The organism is Streptomyces sp. cg35 (assembly GCF_050410835.1).
GTDB lineage: Bacteria > Actinomycetota > Actinomycetes > Streptomycetales > Streptomycetaceae > Streptomyces.
On the sequence record NZ_CP191268.1, the window covers coordinates 8,585,822 to 8,601,126 of the forward strand.

The window sequence follows — 15,305 nt, forward strand, 5'->3', positions numbered from 1 at the left end:
CCTTTCGGGTGCGTCCGACGGCCCGTCCCGGGGGAGGGGCGGCGGAGCGGGTGAAGTGGGTGCGGCGGCCGCTCAGTCGGTGTGCGAGGGGTGGCCGTTCAGCGGTTCACCGGCGAGGCGGGCGGCGAGCAGCGCCGCGCCGACCACGGGAGTACCGAGCGGCGGGCGGGTGTCGTACGGCTCCGGGCAGGCGGCGAGCGCATCCGTGAACGCCTCGCGTACGCGCTCCTCCGTGAACACGCCCCCTGACCAGGAGACGGGGACCACCTCGTCGGGCGCAGCCGCGAGCGCGTGCCGGGCGGCCCGGGCAAGTGCGGCCAGTTCTTCCCCGGCCCGGGCGAGGATGCGCGCGCAGTGCGCGTCGCCCTCCGCCGCGGCCTCGGACACGTACCGGCTCACTGCGGCGACGGCGGTGCGGCCGGGACGGCCCAGGAGCATGACGTCGACGAGATCCAGGTCGGCGTCGAGTGCGAGACGGCGCCTCAGCACGGCGTGCAGCGGACCGGGCGGCGTGCGGCCGTCGCTCATGCGCGTGAACAGATTCAGCCCCTGGACGGCGATCCAGTACGCGGAGCCCTCGTCGCCGAAGAGCTCGCCCCAGCCGCCGGTGCGTGCCTCCCGTCCCCGCAGGACGCCGTACGCCATCGAGCCCGTGCCGCTGATCACGTTGATGCCGTCGGCGAGTCCGAGCGATCCGGCCCAGCCGCACATCATGTCGTTGCCGACGGCGTACCGGTCGTGCCCGAGGATCTCTGCGGGAAGGGCATCCAGTGCCTCGGTGAGACGCGGGGACTCGCCGTGTGCGGGCAGTCCGAAGTACGCGTACTTCAGCCGCGTGGGGTCGGTGCCCGCCTGTCGGCAGGCGGCCGTGACGCCGTCGCGCAGCACGGTCCGCGCGGTGTCCATGCCGTGAACCCCGAGCGCGGGCGAGGTGGACGGCCCGTCGGCCGTGCCGCGCAGGGTGCCGGAGGCGTCCACGACCGTGAAGGCCGTCTTCGTGCCGCCGCCGTCGACTCCGAGATACATGGGCTGACGTCCCTTTCCGTCGGTTCCTCGAGCCGATTGTTCAGCGCGCGGGCAGGGGGTGGATCGTGACGCCCTGGACGACCCGGTTGACCTCGCCGTCGGGGAACGGGTTGTCGGGCCGCACGCCGCAGGCCAGCGAGGCGTTCAGCGCCACGAGTTGGGCGCACAGCACGGCGGGCAGCGCCAGCGCGGCGTCCTCCGCGCCGGCCATGCCGTCCACCAGCCAGGTGCGGTCGGCCGGGAGACCGTCGGGCCGGGCGGCGACCGCCACCACGTGCCCCTCGGGCAGCGCGGCGCTCATCTCCCGGAAGATGTCGAGGTCGTACTGGCGCGTGTAGGGGTCGTTCGACACGTAGACGACGACCGCGGTCCGCCGGGTGAGGAACGCCTTGGGTCCGTGACGGAAGCCGAGCGACGAGTCGGAGAGCGCCGTCACCGCGCCTCCGGTCAGCTCCAGCAGCTTGAGCGCCGACTCCCCGGCGAGGGCGTGCAGTGCGCCGCTGCCGAGGTAGACGAAACGGTCGGGCCCGCGGCCGGTCAGCTCGGTGACGCGGTCGGCGACATCGCCGGACAGCAGGGCCGCGGCGGAGGCGGGGCAGTCGTCCAGGCCCCGGACGTGGCCGCCGCCGAGTGCGCGGAGCGCCGCGAGGAGCATGCACGTGAGGCTGGACGTCATCGCGAAGCCCTGGTCCTCGGACTCCGGCGGCGTCAGCAGGACGTAGGAGTCCGCGCGGCCCTGATGCCGTGCGGCCAGCGAGCCGTCCGCGTTGCAGGTGATGACGAGATGGGCGCAGCGGTCGAGCAGTTGATCGGCGATCTCCGTCGCGGCGAAGCTCTCCGGGCTGTTGCCGGAGCGCGCGAAGGACACCAGCAGCGTCGGCCGGTCGCTCTCCTCGAAGCACGCCGTGGGGTCGGCCGTGACGTCCGTCGTGGCAACGGCCTCGACCGTGCGGCCGGTGGCTCTGGCCAGTGCCGAGCGCGCGATCTGTCCGGCGTACGCGGAGGTGCCGGCGCCCGTGAGGACGATCCGCAGCCGCGGTTCGGCGAGCAGGGGCGCCAGGAACGCGTCGAGGGAGTCGCGTTCCTCGCCCAGGCGCGTCGCCATCTCGGCCCAGAGGCGCGGTTGTTGGCGGATCTCGCGATACGTGTGGGCGGCGCCTTGTGGCACGGACTGGTGGTCGGCGGTCTCGGGGGCTGCGGTCTTCACACGGACTCCTTCGAGCGTGGGGTGCAGGCACGGGTCTTGTGCGGCTTCGACCCGCGCGTGGTTCAGGTGGCAGGGAGAGGGAGCGTGGGGCGGTCCCGCATCGGGCGTGGGACCACCCAAGGCCCGCCGGCTATTGCTCGCGCATGCCCCAGGGCGCGCCGTACTCCTCCAGCAGACCGAGGAACGGCTCGGCGGGCAGGGCCTCGGGCCCGAGGACACCGCTGCCCTTCCACTGGCCGCCCGCCAGCAGTTCGAGGGCGACCACCGGGTTGAGCGCGGTCTGCCAGACCACGGCCTGAGAGCCGTACTCGGCCATCGACCACTCGTTGTCGACCACGTGGTAGAGGTACACCTCGCGGGGAGCGCCGTCGCGGACGCCCTTCACCCAGGTGCCGGCGCAGGTCTTGCCGCGCATCCGGTCACCGAGGCCCGCCGGGTCCGGGAGGCAGGCGGCGACGACGTCACGCGGGGAGACCTCCACGTCGCCGACGCGCACCTTCTCGGTACGGTCCAGGCCCAGCTTGTGCAGGGTGCGCAGGACGTCGATGAACTCCTGGCCGAGGCCGTACTTGAAGGTCACGCGCGGGGTGTCCACCCAGCGCGGGATGAGCAGGACCTCCTCGTGCTCCACATTGACGCACTCGACCTCGCCGATCCCCTCGGGGAAGTCGAAGACCTCCGGCTCGGAGAACGGCTCGGTGGTGAACCAGCCGCGGTCCTTCTCCCACACGACGGGCGGGTTGAGGCATTCCTCGATCGTCGTCCAGATGGAGAACGAGGGGGCGAACTCGTACCCGTCGACCGTCAGGTTGGCGCCGTCGCGGACGCCGATCTCCTCGATGCTGTCGAAGAGGTGGTCGGCGGCGTAGCGGGCGAACACGTCGGAGAGACCGGGCTCGACCCCGATGCCCACCAGGGCGAGACGGTCGGCGCTCTCCCACTCGGAGGCCAGGGCGAACTGCTCGTCGCCGAGCATGACGCCGGTCTCGGAGTAGGGCCGGTCGGGGTGGGGCCGAGACAGCGACATCGCCATGTCGAGGTAGTGCGCGCCGCCGGCCAGTGCCGCGCGGAACAGGGGCATGACGAACCGCGGGTCCGTGGCGTTCAGCAGGACGTCGCAGCGGTGCTCACGCAGCAGCGCGACGACGGCGTCCTCGTCGGAGGCGTCGATCCGGGCGGCGACGAAGCGGGCGTCCTCGGTGGCCTCCGTCGCGCGTACGGCCCGGTCGAGGACGTAGTCGGCGATCACGCAGTGGTCGAAGAAGGAGCGCCGGGCGGCGATCGCGGCGGCGGCGGTGCCCACGCCTCCGGCGCCGACTATGAGAATGCGCATGATGAATCCTCGGGTCTCTTCGCTGAACTGAAAAGGGATCGCGGGCCGATGGCGCCCGCAAGGAACGGTGAGGGGCGGGAGTGTCAGCCTCGGTGGACGGGGTGCGGTCCGTCGCCCGGCGCGGGCGTCAGCCTGCTCATGAGCGCGGTGGCGACGAACGCGGCCCCGCCGGGCCCGGTGTCCCGCAGATGCCAGAGCTGTCCGCCACGGCGTACGACGAGATCGGTACGGCCCGGCTCGTAGGAGATCGACGTGGCCGCGACGGCGGTCATGTCACCGGATCCCGGCAGCGGCAGACGGCGCGCCCGGCCGGAGTGCCCGGGCGTGAGCACGTCCAGCCACGGGCCCTCGGACCATACGTAGACCCGCGCGCCGTCGTCGTCGGCGACCGCGGCCGCGACGGTTCCCGCCGGAACGGGGTGTGTTTCGCCGGTGGGGGAGAGGTAGAGCCCTTCGCGGTCCCCCGCCAGGACGATTCCGGGGCGTGTCGCGTCCTGGACCGGCACAAGGGCCATCGCGGTCCACCGGGAGTCGGTGAGGAAGGCGTGCGCCGGTGTGTCGTCGGACCATGCGAGGTGCGGATAGGCGGTCGGGTCCGCGCGCAGGACGCGCGGTTCCCCGTCGGCTCCGAGTACGCCGGTCCACAACGTGCCGTTCGTCGTCTCCGCCGCCGTGACCGCGCGAGCGGGGCCGCTGGGCGGCGACGGTTCCGTGGTGAACGCGGCCTCGGGGCTCCAGCGCAGGCGGTGCGACGAGTCGCCGGAGCGGGCGACCAGTTCGAGGTGGTGCGGGCCGTGTCGGCTCTGCAGGACGCCGACCTCGTCGTAGCGGCGGCCGGCCGCGAAGCGCAGTGCTCCGCTCCACTCGCCGGGCGGCGGCCCGCCGGGCTCGGGAGCGATGTCCTGCGGGTCACTGTTGAACCAGAGCACCCACAGTCCGTCCTGGTCGTCGCAGAGGACGAGTTCCAGGTTCCCGCGGACGCCGTAGCGTCCCTGCGCAAGACCGATGCCACCCCGGGAGGCCGGGGGTGACGCTACGCGGAGGGAGGAGGAAGGGGGAACAGCCATGGAACACCTTCAGGGCCGGGCAACGAGAACGTCGGCGCCGATCCAGGGCCATCGGCCGGGAGCGCCACATCGGCAGCCTATTCACTCTCATTAACAAGCGTCAATGAGCAGAAACGAGCAACAGTGCGCGATGATGGCGGCAGTCGGTCAGTCGCATGCCCGGACCTCGTACGACGACATCCGCAGTGCCCGGGCCGCATCGCCACGGACGCCGCCGCCCAGGAGGAAGGCCGAGACCATGCCCGAACGGAACGCGCCAGGACGCCATGCCCCTGTGCCGGCGGCATCAGAGGGCGGACAGGTGCTGATCGTCGGCGCGACCCGCATCCTGCGCCCCGCCGTCACCGCGCTGAGCGAGCGGGCCGTGTCCGTGACGGCTGTCGCCCGCTCCGCGGCCGGCCTGCGCGAGCTCGCCGATGAGCATCCGGGCCGCGTCATCCCGCTCGCCGCGGACGCCACGGCGCACGGCTTCGGCTCGGTTCTGCGCAGCGCTGCCGAACGCGCGCCCCTGACCGGAGCTGTGGTGTACGCCCCCGCCGTGCCGCCCGGAACGCTGGCGGAGCTCGTCGGCTCCGTCGTCGCCGGTCCGGTCGTCGTTCTCGCGACGAGCGAATGGGCCGCGCCGGCCGAATCCGGTACGGACGCGGGCGAGTGGACGCCCAACGACCGTCCCGCCGCTGCCCGTTCGGGAACCGCGAGCAGGCTCCTCGTTCTCGGCTGGCACGCAGGTGGGGCGGCCACGCGGTGGCACACACCGCGCGAGATCTCCGCCGCCGCCCTCGCCCTGCTGGACGCCCCGACCGACCGCGACACGGTGCTCGGCACCGTCCGCCCCTGGTCGTCACGCCCGAGGTGACCGAATGCCACGACCGAAACGACCGGCCGCGCAGGGTCTGTCGCACGCATCGGAGTCAACTTCTGGCAAGGATGAGCAACGCAAGTAAGCTTCCTGTGCGGCCGCCGGACCACCGCCGGCCGAGGAATCCGCGGGTGCCGAGGCCGAGCCGGCCGGCGCACCCATGCCGAGGGAAGTGGGACCGGGCCATGCTGGGCGCCGAGCGAAGGAAGAGGCTGCTTCACGTGGTGCGCGCGGAGGGCGTCGCCCATGTGGGCACGCTCGCCGAGCGCCTGGACGTCAGTCCCTCGACGATCCGCAGGGACCTGTCCGCGCTGCAGGCCCAGGGCCTGTTGAACCGCACCCACGGCGGCGCGATGGCCGAGGCGGTCCAGGCCGACGAGCCGGACCGGCCGCAGCGCAGCGGGGTCGCCTCCTGGGAGAAGAGCAAGCTCGCGAGCGCCGCCGTGGAGCACATCGCCCCCGGCGCGACGATCCTCATCACGGGCGGCACGACCACGGCCGCGATGGTCCCGCTGCTCGACGGCATCGAACGGCTGACCGTCGTCACGAACTCGCTCCACCTGGCCGGTGAACTCGCCCAGTTCGAGGAGATCAGCACGGTCGTGCTCGGCGGGTACCTGCGCCACCGGGAGATGTCCCTGCTCGGACACCTGACCCGCCAGGCGCTGGAAGAGCTTCAGGTGGACGAGGCGTTCGTGGGCGCGTACGGGATCACGGACGCCGGGATCAGCGGCGCGCACGTGGACGAGGCGGAGACCGACCGCTGGCTGCTCTCGCGCGTCCGGCGGATCACGGCCCTCGTCGACGGCTCGAAGTTCGGCCGCTCGGGCCCGGTCCGCGTCGCTCCCGCGGGCCAGCTCCACCGGGTGATCACCGACGCCTCGGCGCCCGAGGATGAGCTGCGGGCGCTGCGCGCCGCCGGGGTGGACGTCGTGCAGGTCTGACCGGACCCGGTCAGTCTCCCGTCGTCCGGGCGCCGGACCACTCCACCCAGACCTCCTCGCGCGGGACGTCCCAGCCTTGTGCCAGGGCTGCCGCCGCCGCGTCCAGGGCCCGTCGCGTCGCGTCCCGTCCACGGTCGGATCCGTGCACCACGGCCAGCGGCCACGCAGGCACGACCCCGTCGCCCGTGCTGGTCAGAGCGGCCTCGCAGAGGACCGCGACCACCCCGGAGGGCGGCAGCCCGAGCGCTGTCGCGACCTCGCCGCACAGGTGCTTCAGCCGTGCCGCGTCGTCCGTGCCGTCGGAAGCCTTCGGTGCGGTCACCTGGATCACGGGCATACGTGTGCTCCTTCTGAAGTGCGCTGGAGGGGGGCGGGGAGCGGCGTCCACGGCCCGGCGTCTTCGCAGGCAGCGGCGCTGACGGACGGCGGGCGCCGGGCCGAGGCTAAGCGCGCCCCCGAACCTGGTCAAGAAAAAACGAGCAATAAAAATCAGGGCTTGCTTGTTATTGACTGACCTTGGCCGAGGCGACTAAAAAGCAGGCATCAAGGCCTTCGCGGCCGAATCTCCCCCTTGACGACGGAGGTTGTGCACGATGGCTGTCGCCAGACGAGCCGTGCTGGGTGCCGCTGTGGCAGGTGCCGGAGCGGTCGGCTTCGCCCGCCGGTCCGGTTTCTCGCCCTCCAGCACGGGCTCGGCAGGAGCGGACACGCTCACCTTCTCGCTGTGGGGGGCCGACGCCGAGATCGCGGCCTTCCAGGCCCTGGCCCGCGCCTACGAACGACGCCACCGTGGCATCCGGGTGCAGATCCGGCTCGAGTCGTACCAGCAGATGTACACGAACATGGACGCGCTGCTCGCCGGCGGGCGGGCCCCCGACCTGTTCCGCTGCGACTACGCGAACCTGGGGATGTACAGCGCCAGCGGTCAGCTCCTCGACCTCAGCCCCTACTTCGGCGACAAGGAGCGCGACGCGTTCCTTCCCGCGCTGTGGAAGGCCGTCTGTCACGAGGGCAAGCCGTACGCGGTTCCCCACCACACCGACACCACGGCGGTCCTGTACCGCAAGGACATGTTCCGGAAGGCGGGCATCACCTCGGTGCCCACCTCGCTCGACGAGGCGTGGACCTGGGACGAGTTCAGCGAGATATGCGCACGACTGCGCAAGAAGCTGCACGGCGTCTACCCCTTCGTCTACGGATGGCAGCAGACCGGCGCCTTCCGCTGGCTGACGTGGCTGTGGGAGGCCGGCGGCCGGATCCTCGACGACAGCCTCACGGCGCCGGCCATCGAATCCGAGGCCGGACTGCGCGCCCTGCGCTTCACCCAGGACTTCTTCCGCGAGGGCTTCGTCCCGCCCAACAGCTCGGTGAAGAGCGCCGCGTTCCCCGACTCCCTGTTCACCGCGGGCACCGTCGCCATGAGCTTCGCCGGCGACTTCCTCCTGCCCACCATCGACCCGGCGCTCAAGAGGGAGCTCTACGGCGTCACCTTCCAGCCACGAGGACGTACCGCGGCCACCGACCTCGGAGGCAACGCGGTCGTCGCCACCCGCACCACCGAGAACCCCGAACTCGCGGCCGACTTCCTCAAGTTCCTCGCGAGCGAGGAGAACATGGCCCGCTTCTGCGAGCAGACCGTCGTACTGCCGACCCGCAAGTCCCTGCTCACCCGGCCCCTCGACTACGCGGTACGGCCCGACCTCATGCCCGTATACGCGGAACAGACCACGGCGCTCACCCCCGGCATGACCGAACAGGTCGCGATCCCGGGCTTCGGCCGCATCAACTCGGCGCTCCAGGACGAACTCGAGGCGGCCTTCGTGAACCGGCAGCCCGCCGAGGTCACGCTCCGGAACATCGCCGCATCCACCCGGACCGCGCTGGCCTCCGCGTAAGGCCCTCCCTACCGCACACAGGAGTTGCCATGGCCACCACCGCCTCGCCACCGCGCGCCCTGCGCCCGCCCACACCGATCGCCCCGCCCCCGCCGCGCGCCCGCAGAGCTGCGCGCTTCCGCGAAACGCTCGCCGCCTACTGCACGCTCGGCCCGAACCTGATCCTCGTCACGCTCTTCCTGCTGGTCCCGCTGGTCATGGCCCTCGTACTGAGCTTCCAGTACAGCACCGGACTCGCGTCGCCCACCTGGGCCGGACTCGCCAACTACCGCCAGCTGGCCGGTGATCCGGTCTTCTGGCGCACCGTCCTGAACACCGCCGTCTTCTGCGTGGCGACCGTTCCGGTGGAGATGGCACTCGGCCTCGGCGTCGCCCTGCTGTTCAACAAGGTGATGCCCGCCCGCCCGCTGTGGCGCACCCTCGTCTACCTGCCCATGGTCATCTCCGGCGTGGCCACCGCCCTCATCGGCACCCTGATGTTCGACCAGAACATCGGCCTGCTGAACAAGCTGCTCGCGGCCTTCGGGCTCCCCGCGGCGCCGTGGCAGACCAGCGGCAGCACCGCCATGCTCTCCGTCGTACTGATCACGCTGTGGATGCGCGTCGGCTTCAACATGGTCATCTACCTGGCCGGCCTGCAGGGCATCTCACCCGAGATGTACGAGGCCGCCGAGGTCGAGGGCGCCGGCCCCTGGCAGCGCCTGCGCAACATCACGATCCCGCTGCTCGGACCGTCGACGTTCTTCCTGCTGATCATGAACGTCATCTACTCGTTCCAGGTCTTCGACACCGTCTACGTGATGACCCTCGGCGGGCCGGGACACGCCACCGACGTCATGATCACCTACGCGTACCGCAACGGCTTCGAAGGACGCCAGCAGGGCTACGCGGCCGCCATCGGCATCGTCCTCTACGTCATCGTCATGATCTTCACGGCGTTGCAGTGGCGCTTCAGCCGCAACAGGGACATGGTCGGCTGACCCCTCGCCCGCCCGCCCCCTCCCTTAAGGACACCCCTCTCCTAAGGACACCGATGTCCGTCACCTCCTCCGCCCGACTTCCCGGAACGACCCGCCCGAGACGACGCGATCGTGCGCGCCACCTGCGCGTCGCCGCTGCCGTCGTCATCGGCCTGGCCATGGCCCTGCCCCTGTTCTGGATGATCCTGGTCGCCTTCTCGCCCCTCGCGGACCTGCACACCTCGCAGCTGCGCTTCTGGCCGAGCGCACCGACCCTGGACAACTTCCGCCGCGTGTTCCGGCTGCCCGTGGGGACCTGGGCGATGAACTCGACCGTCATCACCTGCCTGGTCGTCCTCATCACGGTCTCCTGCAACCTGCTGGCCGGATACGCCTTCGCGAAGCTGCGCTTCCGCGGCCGCAACCTGCTCTTCCTGCTCATGCTCAGCACCATGACCGTGCCCGTGCAGGTGCTGATGGTGCCCCAGTTCAAACTCGTCAGCGCCCTGGGCATGTTCGGCAGCTTCTGGGCCGTCATCGTCCCCGCGTCCTCCACCGCCTTCGGGGTCTTCCTCGCCCGGCAGTTCATGCTCGGCATCCCCGACGAGGTCATCGAGGCCGCGCGGATGGACGGCGCCGGACAGCTGCGCACCTTCTTCACCGTCGTCCTGCCGCTGTGCAAGCCGCTCATCGCGGTGCTCTCGCTGCTCACGTTCCTCTACCAGTGGAACGACTTCGCCTGGCCGCTGACCGTCCTCAAGGACGAGCGGCTGTACACGCTCGCCGTCGGCATGCAGTTCGTCAACGGCCAGTACACCGCCGACTACGGCGCCATCATGGCGCTCGCGCTCATCTCCGTCCTGCCCATGGTCGTTCTCTTCCTCTGCTTCCAGAAGTACTTCGTCCAGGGCTTCGCACGATCGGGAATCAAGTGACCTCTTCGTCCCCCGTCCACTACCTGAGCACCCTCTCCTTCCCGGACCGGTGGCTCGACCGGCTGCGCGCGAGCCACCCGCAGCTCACCGTCACACAGGTGCCCGCCGCCTCCCCGGCGGACGTGCCCGCGGAAGTGTGGCGCCGGACGCAGATCCTGCACACGAGCTCCGTCTTCCCGAACACCCCCGACGCGGCACCGGACCTGCGCTGGATCCAGCTCGACACCTCGGGCGCGGACCACCTCAAGGACACCGCAGTGTGGGACCTTCCGGTGCCGCTCACCTCCATCGGCGGCATCTCACCGGTCCCGATGGCCGAGTACGTGATGATGATGCTGCTCGGCCTCGCGCACCGGCTGCCCCGCGCCATCGAGGTGCAGCACAGCGGCAAGTGGCCTTCGCTGAGCGAACGGTGGAACACCCTCATGCCGCGCCGGCTGCGCGGCGCCACCGTGGGCGTCGTCGGCTACGGCCGCATCGGCCGCGAAATAGGCCGCCTCGCCGAGCAGTTCGGCATGACCGTGCTCGGCCTCAAGCGCGGGCGCGGCACCCGGGCCGGCGCGTTCTTCGGAACCTCCGCCGAGGGCTCGGGCGAGGCCGAGCTCTACACCCCGGACGAACTCCACGCCTTCATGAACCGCTGCGACTACCTCGTCGTGACGTGCCCCCTGACGGACGAGACACGCGGCATGATCGACGCCGCCGCCCTCGACGCCCTCAAGGACGGCGCGATGGTCATCAACGTCTCCCGCGGCGGCATCGTCGACGAAGACGCCCTGCGCGCCGGCCTCCGCTCGGGCCGCGTCGCGGGCGCCGCCCTCGACGTCTTCGACGAGGAGCCCCTGCCCGCGGATCACCCCTGGTGGACCGAGCCCGGCGTCATCCTGACTCCGCACGTCGCGGGCTTCGCCCCCGACTACGAGGAGCAGACCCTCGAACTGGTCAGCGCGAACGTGGAACGCTTCCTCGCAGGCCGCGAACTGATCAACCTGGTGGACCGGTCCCGTGGCTACTGAATACCTCCTCGCCCCACAGCGGCGGCACGCCGTGCTGACGCGGCTGCGCCGCCGCGGCACGGTCAACGTGCAAGAGCTCTCCGACCTGTTGCGCATCAGCGCCTCCACGGTCCGCCGCGACCTGCGCGACCTCGAACTGCAGGGCATGCTGCGCCGGGTGCACGGCGGCGCCACCACCGTGGACGGGGCCTTCGAACCGGAGCAGCCGCAACGGGCGTCGACCCAGCTGGAGGAGAAGGGCCGGATCGCCGAGGCCGCTCTGCGCCTGATCCCCGACCACAGCACCGTCCTCATCAGCGGCGGCACCACGACCGAAGCGCTCGCCGCCAGGCTGGGGGAGCGGCGCGGCCTCACCGTGGTGACCAACGCGCTGCCGATCGCCCAGGCCCTGTCGGCCACCTCCAATGTCGACGTCATCGTGCTCGGCGGCGTCCTGCGCCACCGCGAGCAGTCCCTGCTCGGCCACCTCACCGAGCATGCCCTGCACGAACTGCAGATCGGCCACATCATCACCAGCGCGTTCGGGCTCGACGTCGACGCGGGACTCACCGGAGCCCACGTCGACGAGGCCCAGACCGACCGCGCCCTGCTGGCCGCCGCCCGCAGCGTCGTCGTCCTCGCCGACGAATCCAAGCTGGGCCGCCGCGGCCCGGTCCGCCTCGCGCCGCTGGACCGCGTCGCCACCCTGGTCACCGACGCCGGTCCCGAACACCCGGTGTGCCTCGCCCTCGACGACCACGGCAGCACCGTCGTCCACGCATAGAACCCGCGCCGAGAACCGGCGCCCAGCCCCCTTGCCTCGAACCCATCGCCCCAGAGGTGCCCCATGCCCCTAGTCCCCACCGCCGCCCTGGTGGACCACGCCGTACGCGACGGCTCCGCGGTCCTCGCCTTCAACATCGTGACCCTGGAGCACGCCGAAGCCGTCGCCCAGGCCTGCGAGGCCGCGGACGCACCGGCCGTCCTCGCCGTCAGCCACAACGCGGTCCGATACCACCGCGACGATCCGGCGCCGCTGCTCGCTGCCGCCGCCGCGGTCGCCCGCCGCTGCGGCGTCCCGCTCGCCCTGCACCTCGACCACGTGGAGGACGAGGAACTCGTCCTGCGCGCAAGGGAACTGGGCTGCGGCTCGGTCATGTTCGACGCCTCCCGGCTGCCGCACGCGGAGAACGTCGCCAGGACGGCCGCGATCACCGCGCGCCTCCACGACGACGGCATATGGGTCGAAGCCGAACTGGGCGAGATCGGCGGCAAGGACGGCGTTCACTCCGCGACCGCCCGCACCGACCCCGCCGAAGCCGCCGACTACGTACGCGCCACCGGGATCGACGCACTCGCGGTGGCCGTCGGCAGCTCCCACGCGATGACCGAACGCACCGCGTCCCTCGACCAGGACCTCATCGCGCGCCTGCGCGACGCCGTCGACGTGCCGCTCGTCCTGCACGGCTCGTCCGGCGTCCCGGACGAGGCACTCCGGTCGGCGATCACCCACGGCATGCGGAAGATCAACTTCGGTACGCATCTGAGCGCGGCCTTCACCCGGGCCGTCCGCGCCTGCCTCGACGAGTACGCCGGAGTGGATCCCCGGCGCTATCTCGCGGCGGGCCGCGAGGCGGTGGCCGCGGCCACCGAGGAACGGCTCGGGCTCCTCGCCCCCGCCCCAGTCGCCCTCTGACCACGCACCGACCATCCAGCACCACGACGTCACAGGAGGTCCGAGCGTGACCACTCCCGCGCCCCGGCACGAACCCGTACCCGACCCCCGTGCCCTGCTCACCGAACTCGGCGAGCGCGTCCTCGAACGCGAGGGCATTCCCATGTTCCTGGCACTCCAGGTCCCCTCACGCGACAGTGACCAGCCGCAGGAGCCGGCTCAGGCAGACGCGGAGGGCGTGGAACTCGCCGGGCTGCTCCGGCACTACCGGGGCGCCCTCGTCCCCGAGGCCCCGGACGACTCCGAGCCCGCGCTGATCGAAGTCCTCCAGGTCATGGGCGCAGCCCACTTCACCCCCAATGCACCCACCGCACCCACCGCACAGAAGGACGAGACCCGGCGATGAACACGTCCTCCCGCACCCGACTGCCGTCCTTCTCCGGCCAGCAGGAGGCCCTGAAGTCCGGCCAGTACGTGCGCGTGGTGAACTACCACAACACCCCGCACGCCGACACGGACAAGATCCGCGGCGAACTGAGCGAGCTCGCCGAGCACTTCTCCTCCGTCACCCTGGACGACCTCGACCTGTTCCGGTCCACCGGCCGCTGGCACAAGAACCGGCCCGGAGTCATCCCGGTCTTCTACGAGGGCTACCGCAACAACGCCGAGGTCGCCGCGCCGCTGGCCGAGGAGGCGGGCCTGACCGCCTGGTTCTTCATCTGCACCGCGTTCCTGGACGTGCCCGTCCCCGACCAGTACGACTACGCCAACGCCCACGACATCGACCTGGTGCAGGAGAACGAGAAGGGCGAACGTCTCGCCATGACGTGGGACGACGTCGCCGAACTCAGCCGGCGGCACGTGGTCACCCCGCACACCGCGAACCACGCCGAGGCCGCCTCCCTGCACACCGACCTGGATCTCCAGCGGGAGATCGTCGAGCCCAAGCGTCGGATGGACGCCGTCACCGGCCAGGACGCCCCTGCCACGGCCTTCCTGTGGGGCACGCCCTACGGGGCGAACCCGGCGGTGGACGCGGCGCTGCGCGAGGCGGGCTACCGCTACCAGTTCGGCAACACCATGATCCAGTACCTCGGATAGCGCCACGGAATGCGGGGGCGGGCCGGCACCGGTGTGCCGGCCCGCCCCCGCATTCCGTCCCCCTCAGCCGGGCAGCCGCTGCACCATGGTGTTGCTGAACACGAAGCGGTAGCCGGCCTCGACCAGGGCACGGTCGGCAGCCGACTCGCCGGTCCAGGAGGTGCCCTCCAGCCAGGCGGTGCACAGCGCGGAGCCGCCGGTGGCCCGGTCCATGAGCCGCTTCGGCTCGATCACCTCGCGTTCGATGTCCTCGGGCGCCAGCACCTTGCGGGCGAGGGCGTGGGAGGCGGTGTGCGGAGTGACCACGTGGCCGCGCCGGTGCAGATCGGCGATCTCGTCCCACGTCATGGCGAGGCGCTCCCCGCGCGGATCCTCCGGAACGAGCTTGATGCGGTGGGCGAGGGCGTAGTCGTACTGAGCGTCGACCGGAGTGTCCACGAAGGCCGTGCAGACGAAGAACCACCCGATGACCCCGGCCTCTTCACAGGCGGCCGCGGCGACGTCGTAGTTGTCGCGGTAGCCCTCGTAGAAGACGGGCAGCAGCCCGGGCCGCGGCTTGTGCCACACCCCGGTCCGCGCGAAACGCTCGAGATCGGCGACGTCGACGGTCTCGAAGTCCTTCGCGTAGCCGCGCAGCTCGGCGACCAGTTCGTCCTTCCAACTGGCCGGCGTGTTGTGGTAGTTCACCACGCGGAGGAAGTGACCCGCGCGCAGATCGGACGCGGTGCCGACGGCGCTGATCCGCGGATCGGCCGACAGCGGCCGGGGCGTGGCGGGCGCCCCGCCGGTCGGTGTCGAGGAGGGCGGAGGGACACGATCCGGCCCCAGACCGACGTAGGCCAGGGCCTGCAACGTCCTTATCAAGGTCTCCTCCTCGGCGGATGCCGCGAGCTGTGAGCGCGCCGCTGAGAAGTCCTCCGCCAGGTCGCTGTCGGCGGGGTGCGGGGCGGCGTGGGAAGGTTCGTCCTGGTCGAGGCGCGTGCCGCCGGCAGGCGACGTCGAACGCAGGGACACATACATCGGCACACCCCGCCGCTGTGCCACCAGGCGCTGACTGGCCTCGAGAGCGTGCTGAGGGGGTGTGGCCGTGAAGTAGTGCGACATGCCGGGTCCTCAATGCAGTACTGAACTGACCCTGCCACTGTGCTTGCTCGAGCGAGGAGCGGCAATAATGCGCAGACTTTGACTAATATTGCTCACTTGGTCGCGTGTCGGAACGGTCACCTGAAGATCGGAGGGCGGGCCTGTCGGGACACCGGTGGCGGATCCGGCGGAGGGTGACCCGCAGCCCCCGGACCGAAAAGCCGAC

At 71.2% G+C, this 15,305-nt stretch carries 16 protein-coding genes; 10 read left to right on the plus strand and 6 right to left on the minus strand.

Annotated elements, in window-relative coordinates; genetic code table 11:
• Positions 1-72: 72 nt before the first annotated feature.
• The 4 genes from ACQUQD_RS39575 to ACQUQD_RS39590 form a co-directional block, all read right to left on the minus strand.
• A complete protein-coding gene (locus ACQUQD_RS39575) occupies positions 73-1,026 on the minus strand; it encodes an N-acetylglucosamine kinase (protein ID WP_428957068.1) in 954 nt (317 codons plus the stop codon).
• Positions 1,027-1,066: 40 nt separating this feature from the next.
• Positions 1,067-2,233, minus strand: coding sequence for an SIS domain-containing protein (locus ACQUQD_RS39580; protein ID WP_428957069.1), 1,167 nt, complete (start codon positions 2,231-2,233; stop codon positions 1,067-1,069).
• A 130-nt stretch (positions 2,234-2,363) separates the two neighbouring features.
• A complete protein-coding gene (locus ACQUQD_RS39585) occupies positions 2,364-3,566 on the minus strand; it encodes a saccharopine dehydrogenase family protein (RefSeq protein WP_428957070.1) in 1,203 nt (400 codons plus the stop codon).
• An 83-nt stretch (positions 3,567-3,649) separates the two neighbouring features.
• Positions 3,650-4,633 carry a hypothetical protein gene (locus ACQUQD_RS39590; protein ID WP_428957071.1) on the minus strand — a complete coding sequence of 328 codons (984 nt, stop codon included), beginning with the start codon at positions 4,631-4,633 and terminating at the stop codon, positions 3,650-3,652.
• A 274-nt stretch (positions 4,634-4,907) separates the two neighbouring features.
• On the opposite strand from ACQUQD_RS39590, the gene ACQUQD_RS39595 reads away from it, so the two are divergent.
• Together ACQUQD_RS39595 and ACQUQD_RS39600 are read left to right on the plus strand one after the other, a co-directional pair.
• Entirely contained in the window at positions 4,908-5,489 is a 582-nt protein-coding gene (locus tag ACQUQD_RS39595; RefSeq protein WP_428957072.1) for a hypothetical protein, read from the plus strand.
• Between the two features lie 188 nt (positions 5,490-5,677).
• Positions 5,678-6,436, plus strand: coding sequence for a DeoR/GlpR family DNA-binding transcription regulator (locus ACQUQD_RS39600; RefSeq protein WP_428957073.1), 759 nt, complete (start codon positions 5,678-5,680; stop codon positions 6,434-6,436).
• A 10-nt stretch (positions 6,437-6,446) separates the two neighbouring features.
• Here ACQUQD_RS39600 and ACQUQD_RS39605 read toward each other — a convergent pair whose 3' ends face one another.
• On the minus strand, positions 6,447-6,773 hold the full coding sequence (locus ACQUQD_RS39605; RefSeq protein ID WP_428957074.1) for a hypothetical protein: 327 nt from the start codon (positions 6,771-6,773) through the stop codon (positions 6,447-6,449).
• A gap of 256 nt (positions 6,774-7,029) precedes the next feature.
• Between ACQUQD_RS39605 and ACQUQD_RS39610 the strand changes: the two genes are divergently transcribed.
• The 8 genes from ACQUQD_RS39610 to ACQUQD_RS39645 all read left to right on the plus strand — a co-directional run bounded on the left by ACQUQD_RS39610 (position 7,030) and on the right by ACQUQD_RS39645 (position 13,996).
• Complete coding sequence (locus ACQUQD_RS39610) at positions 7,030-8,331, plus strand: ABC transporter substrate-binding protein (RefSeq protein WP_428957075.1); 1,302 nt, start codon at positions 7,030-7,032, stop codon at positions 8,329-8,331.
• Between the two features lie 29 nt (positions 8,332-8,360).
• Positions 8,361-9,311, plus strand: a complete 951-nt coding sequence (locus ACQUQD_RS39615; RefSeq protein WP_428957076.1) for a carbohydrate ABC transporter permease — start codon at positions 8,361-8,363, stop codon at positions 9,309-9,311.
• A gap of 53 nt (positions 9,312-9,364) precedes the next feature.
• Positions 9,365-10,225, plus strand: coding sequence for a carbohydrate ABC transporter permease (locus ACQUQD_RS39620; RefSeq protein WP_428957077.1), 861 nt, complete (start codon positions 9,365-9,367; stop codon positions 10,223-10,225).
• Positions 10,222-11,241: a D-2-hydroxyacid dehydrogenase gene (locus tag ACQUQD_RS39625; protein WP_428957078.1), complete on the plus strand. Its 1,020-nt coding sequence runs from the start codon at positions 10,222-10,224 to the stop codon at positions 11,239-11,241. Before ACQUQD_RS39620 ends, ACQUQD_RS39625 begins: the two co-directional genes overlap by 4 nt.
• The gene (locus ACQUQD_RS39630) at positions 11,231-12,004 is read left to right on the plus strand and encodes a DeoR/GlpR family DNA-binding transcription regulator (protein WP_428957079.1); all 774 of its coding nucleotides are present in this window, start codon (positions 11,231-11,233) and stop codon (positions 12,002-12,004) included. Before ACQUQD_RS39625 ends, ACQUQD_RS39630 begins: the two co-directional genes overlap by 11 nt.
• Positions 12,005-12,067: 63 nt before the next feature.
• Positions 12,068-12,916 (plus strand): class II fructose-bisphosphate aldolase, encoded by an 849-nt coding sequence (locus ACQUQD_RS39635; protein ID WP_428957080.1) that lies wholly within the window; start codon positions 12,068-12,070, stop codon positions 12,914-12,916.
• 46 nt (positions 12,917-12,962) lie between these two features.
• A complete protein-coding gene (locus ACQUQD_RS39640) occupies positions 12,963-13,301 on the plus strand; it encodes a hypothetical protein (protein WP_428957081.1) in 339 nt (112 codons plus the stop codon).
• Positions 13,298-13,996, plus strand: a complete 699-nt coding sequence (locus tag ACQUQD_RS39645) for a polysaccharide deacetylase family protein (protein ID WP_428957082.1) — start codon at positions 13,298-13,300, stop codon at positions 13,994-13,996. Before ACQUQD_RS39640 ends, ACQUQD_RS39645 begins: the two co-directional genes overlap by 4 nt.
• A 63-nt stretch (positions 13,997-14,059) precedes the next feature.
• Here ACQUQD_RS39645 and ACQUQD_RS39650 read toward each other — a convergent pair whose 3' ends face one another.
• Positions 14,060-15,100, minus strand: a complete 1,041-nt coding sequence (locus tag ACQUQD_RS39650) for a polysaccharide deacetylase family protein (RefSeq protein WP_428957083.1) — start codon at positions 15,098-15,100, stop codon at positions 14,060-14,062.
• Between the last annotated feature and the right edge of the window lie 205 nt (positions 15,101-15,305).

Coding starts and splice junctions, on each gene's coding strand:
- ACQUQD_RS39575 (WP_428957068.1), bottom strand. CDS start 1,026: ATGTATCTCGGAGTCGACGGCGGCGGCACGAAGACGGCCTTCACGGTC.
- ACQUQD_RS39585 (WP_428957070.1), bottom strand. CDS start 3,566: ATGCGCATTCTCATAGTCGGCGCCGGAGGCGTGGGCACCGCCGCCGCC.
- ACQUQD_RS39590 (WP_428957071.1), bottom strand. CDS start 4,633: ATGGCTGTTCCCCCTTCCTCCTCCCTCCGCGTAGCGTCACCCCCGGCC.
- ACQUQD_RS39600 (WP_428957073.1), top strand. CDS start 5,678: ATGCTGGGCGCCGAGCGAAGGAAGAGGCTGCTTCACGTGGTGCGCGCG.
- ACQUQD_RS39605 (WP_428957074.1), bottom strand. CDS start 6,773: ATGCCCGTGATCCAGGTGACCGCACCGAAGGCTTCCGACGGCACGGAC.
- ACQUQD_RS39610 (WP_428957075.1), top strand. CDS start 7,030: ATGGCTGTCGCCAGACGAGCCGTGCTGGGTGCCGCTGTGGCAGGTGCC.
- ACQUQD_RS39615 (WP_428957076.1), top strand. CDS start 8,361: ATGGCCACCACCGCCTCGCCACCGCGCGCCCTGCGCCCGCCCACACCG.
- ACQUQD_RS39620 (WP_428957077.1), top strand. CDS start 9,365: ATGTCCGTCACCTCCTCCGCCCGACTTCCCGGAACGACCCGCCCGAGA.
- ACQUQD_RS39635 (WP_428957080.1), top strand. CDS start 12,068: ATGCCCCTAGTCCCCACCGCCGCCCTGGTGGACCACGCCGTACGCGAC.
- ACQUQD_RS39645 (WP_428957082.1), top strand. CDS start 13,298: ATGAACACGTCCTCCCGCACCCGACTGCCGTCCTTCTCCGGCCAGCAG.
- ACQUQD_RS39650 (WP_428957083.1), bottom strand. CDS start 15,100: ATGTCGCACTACTTCACGGCCACACCCCCTCAGCACGCTCTCGAGGCC.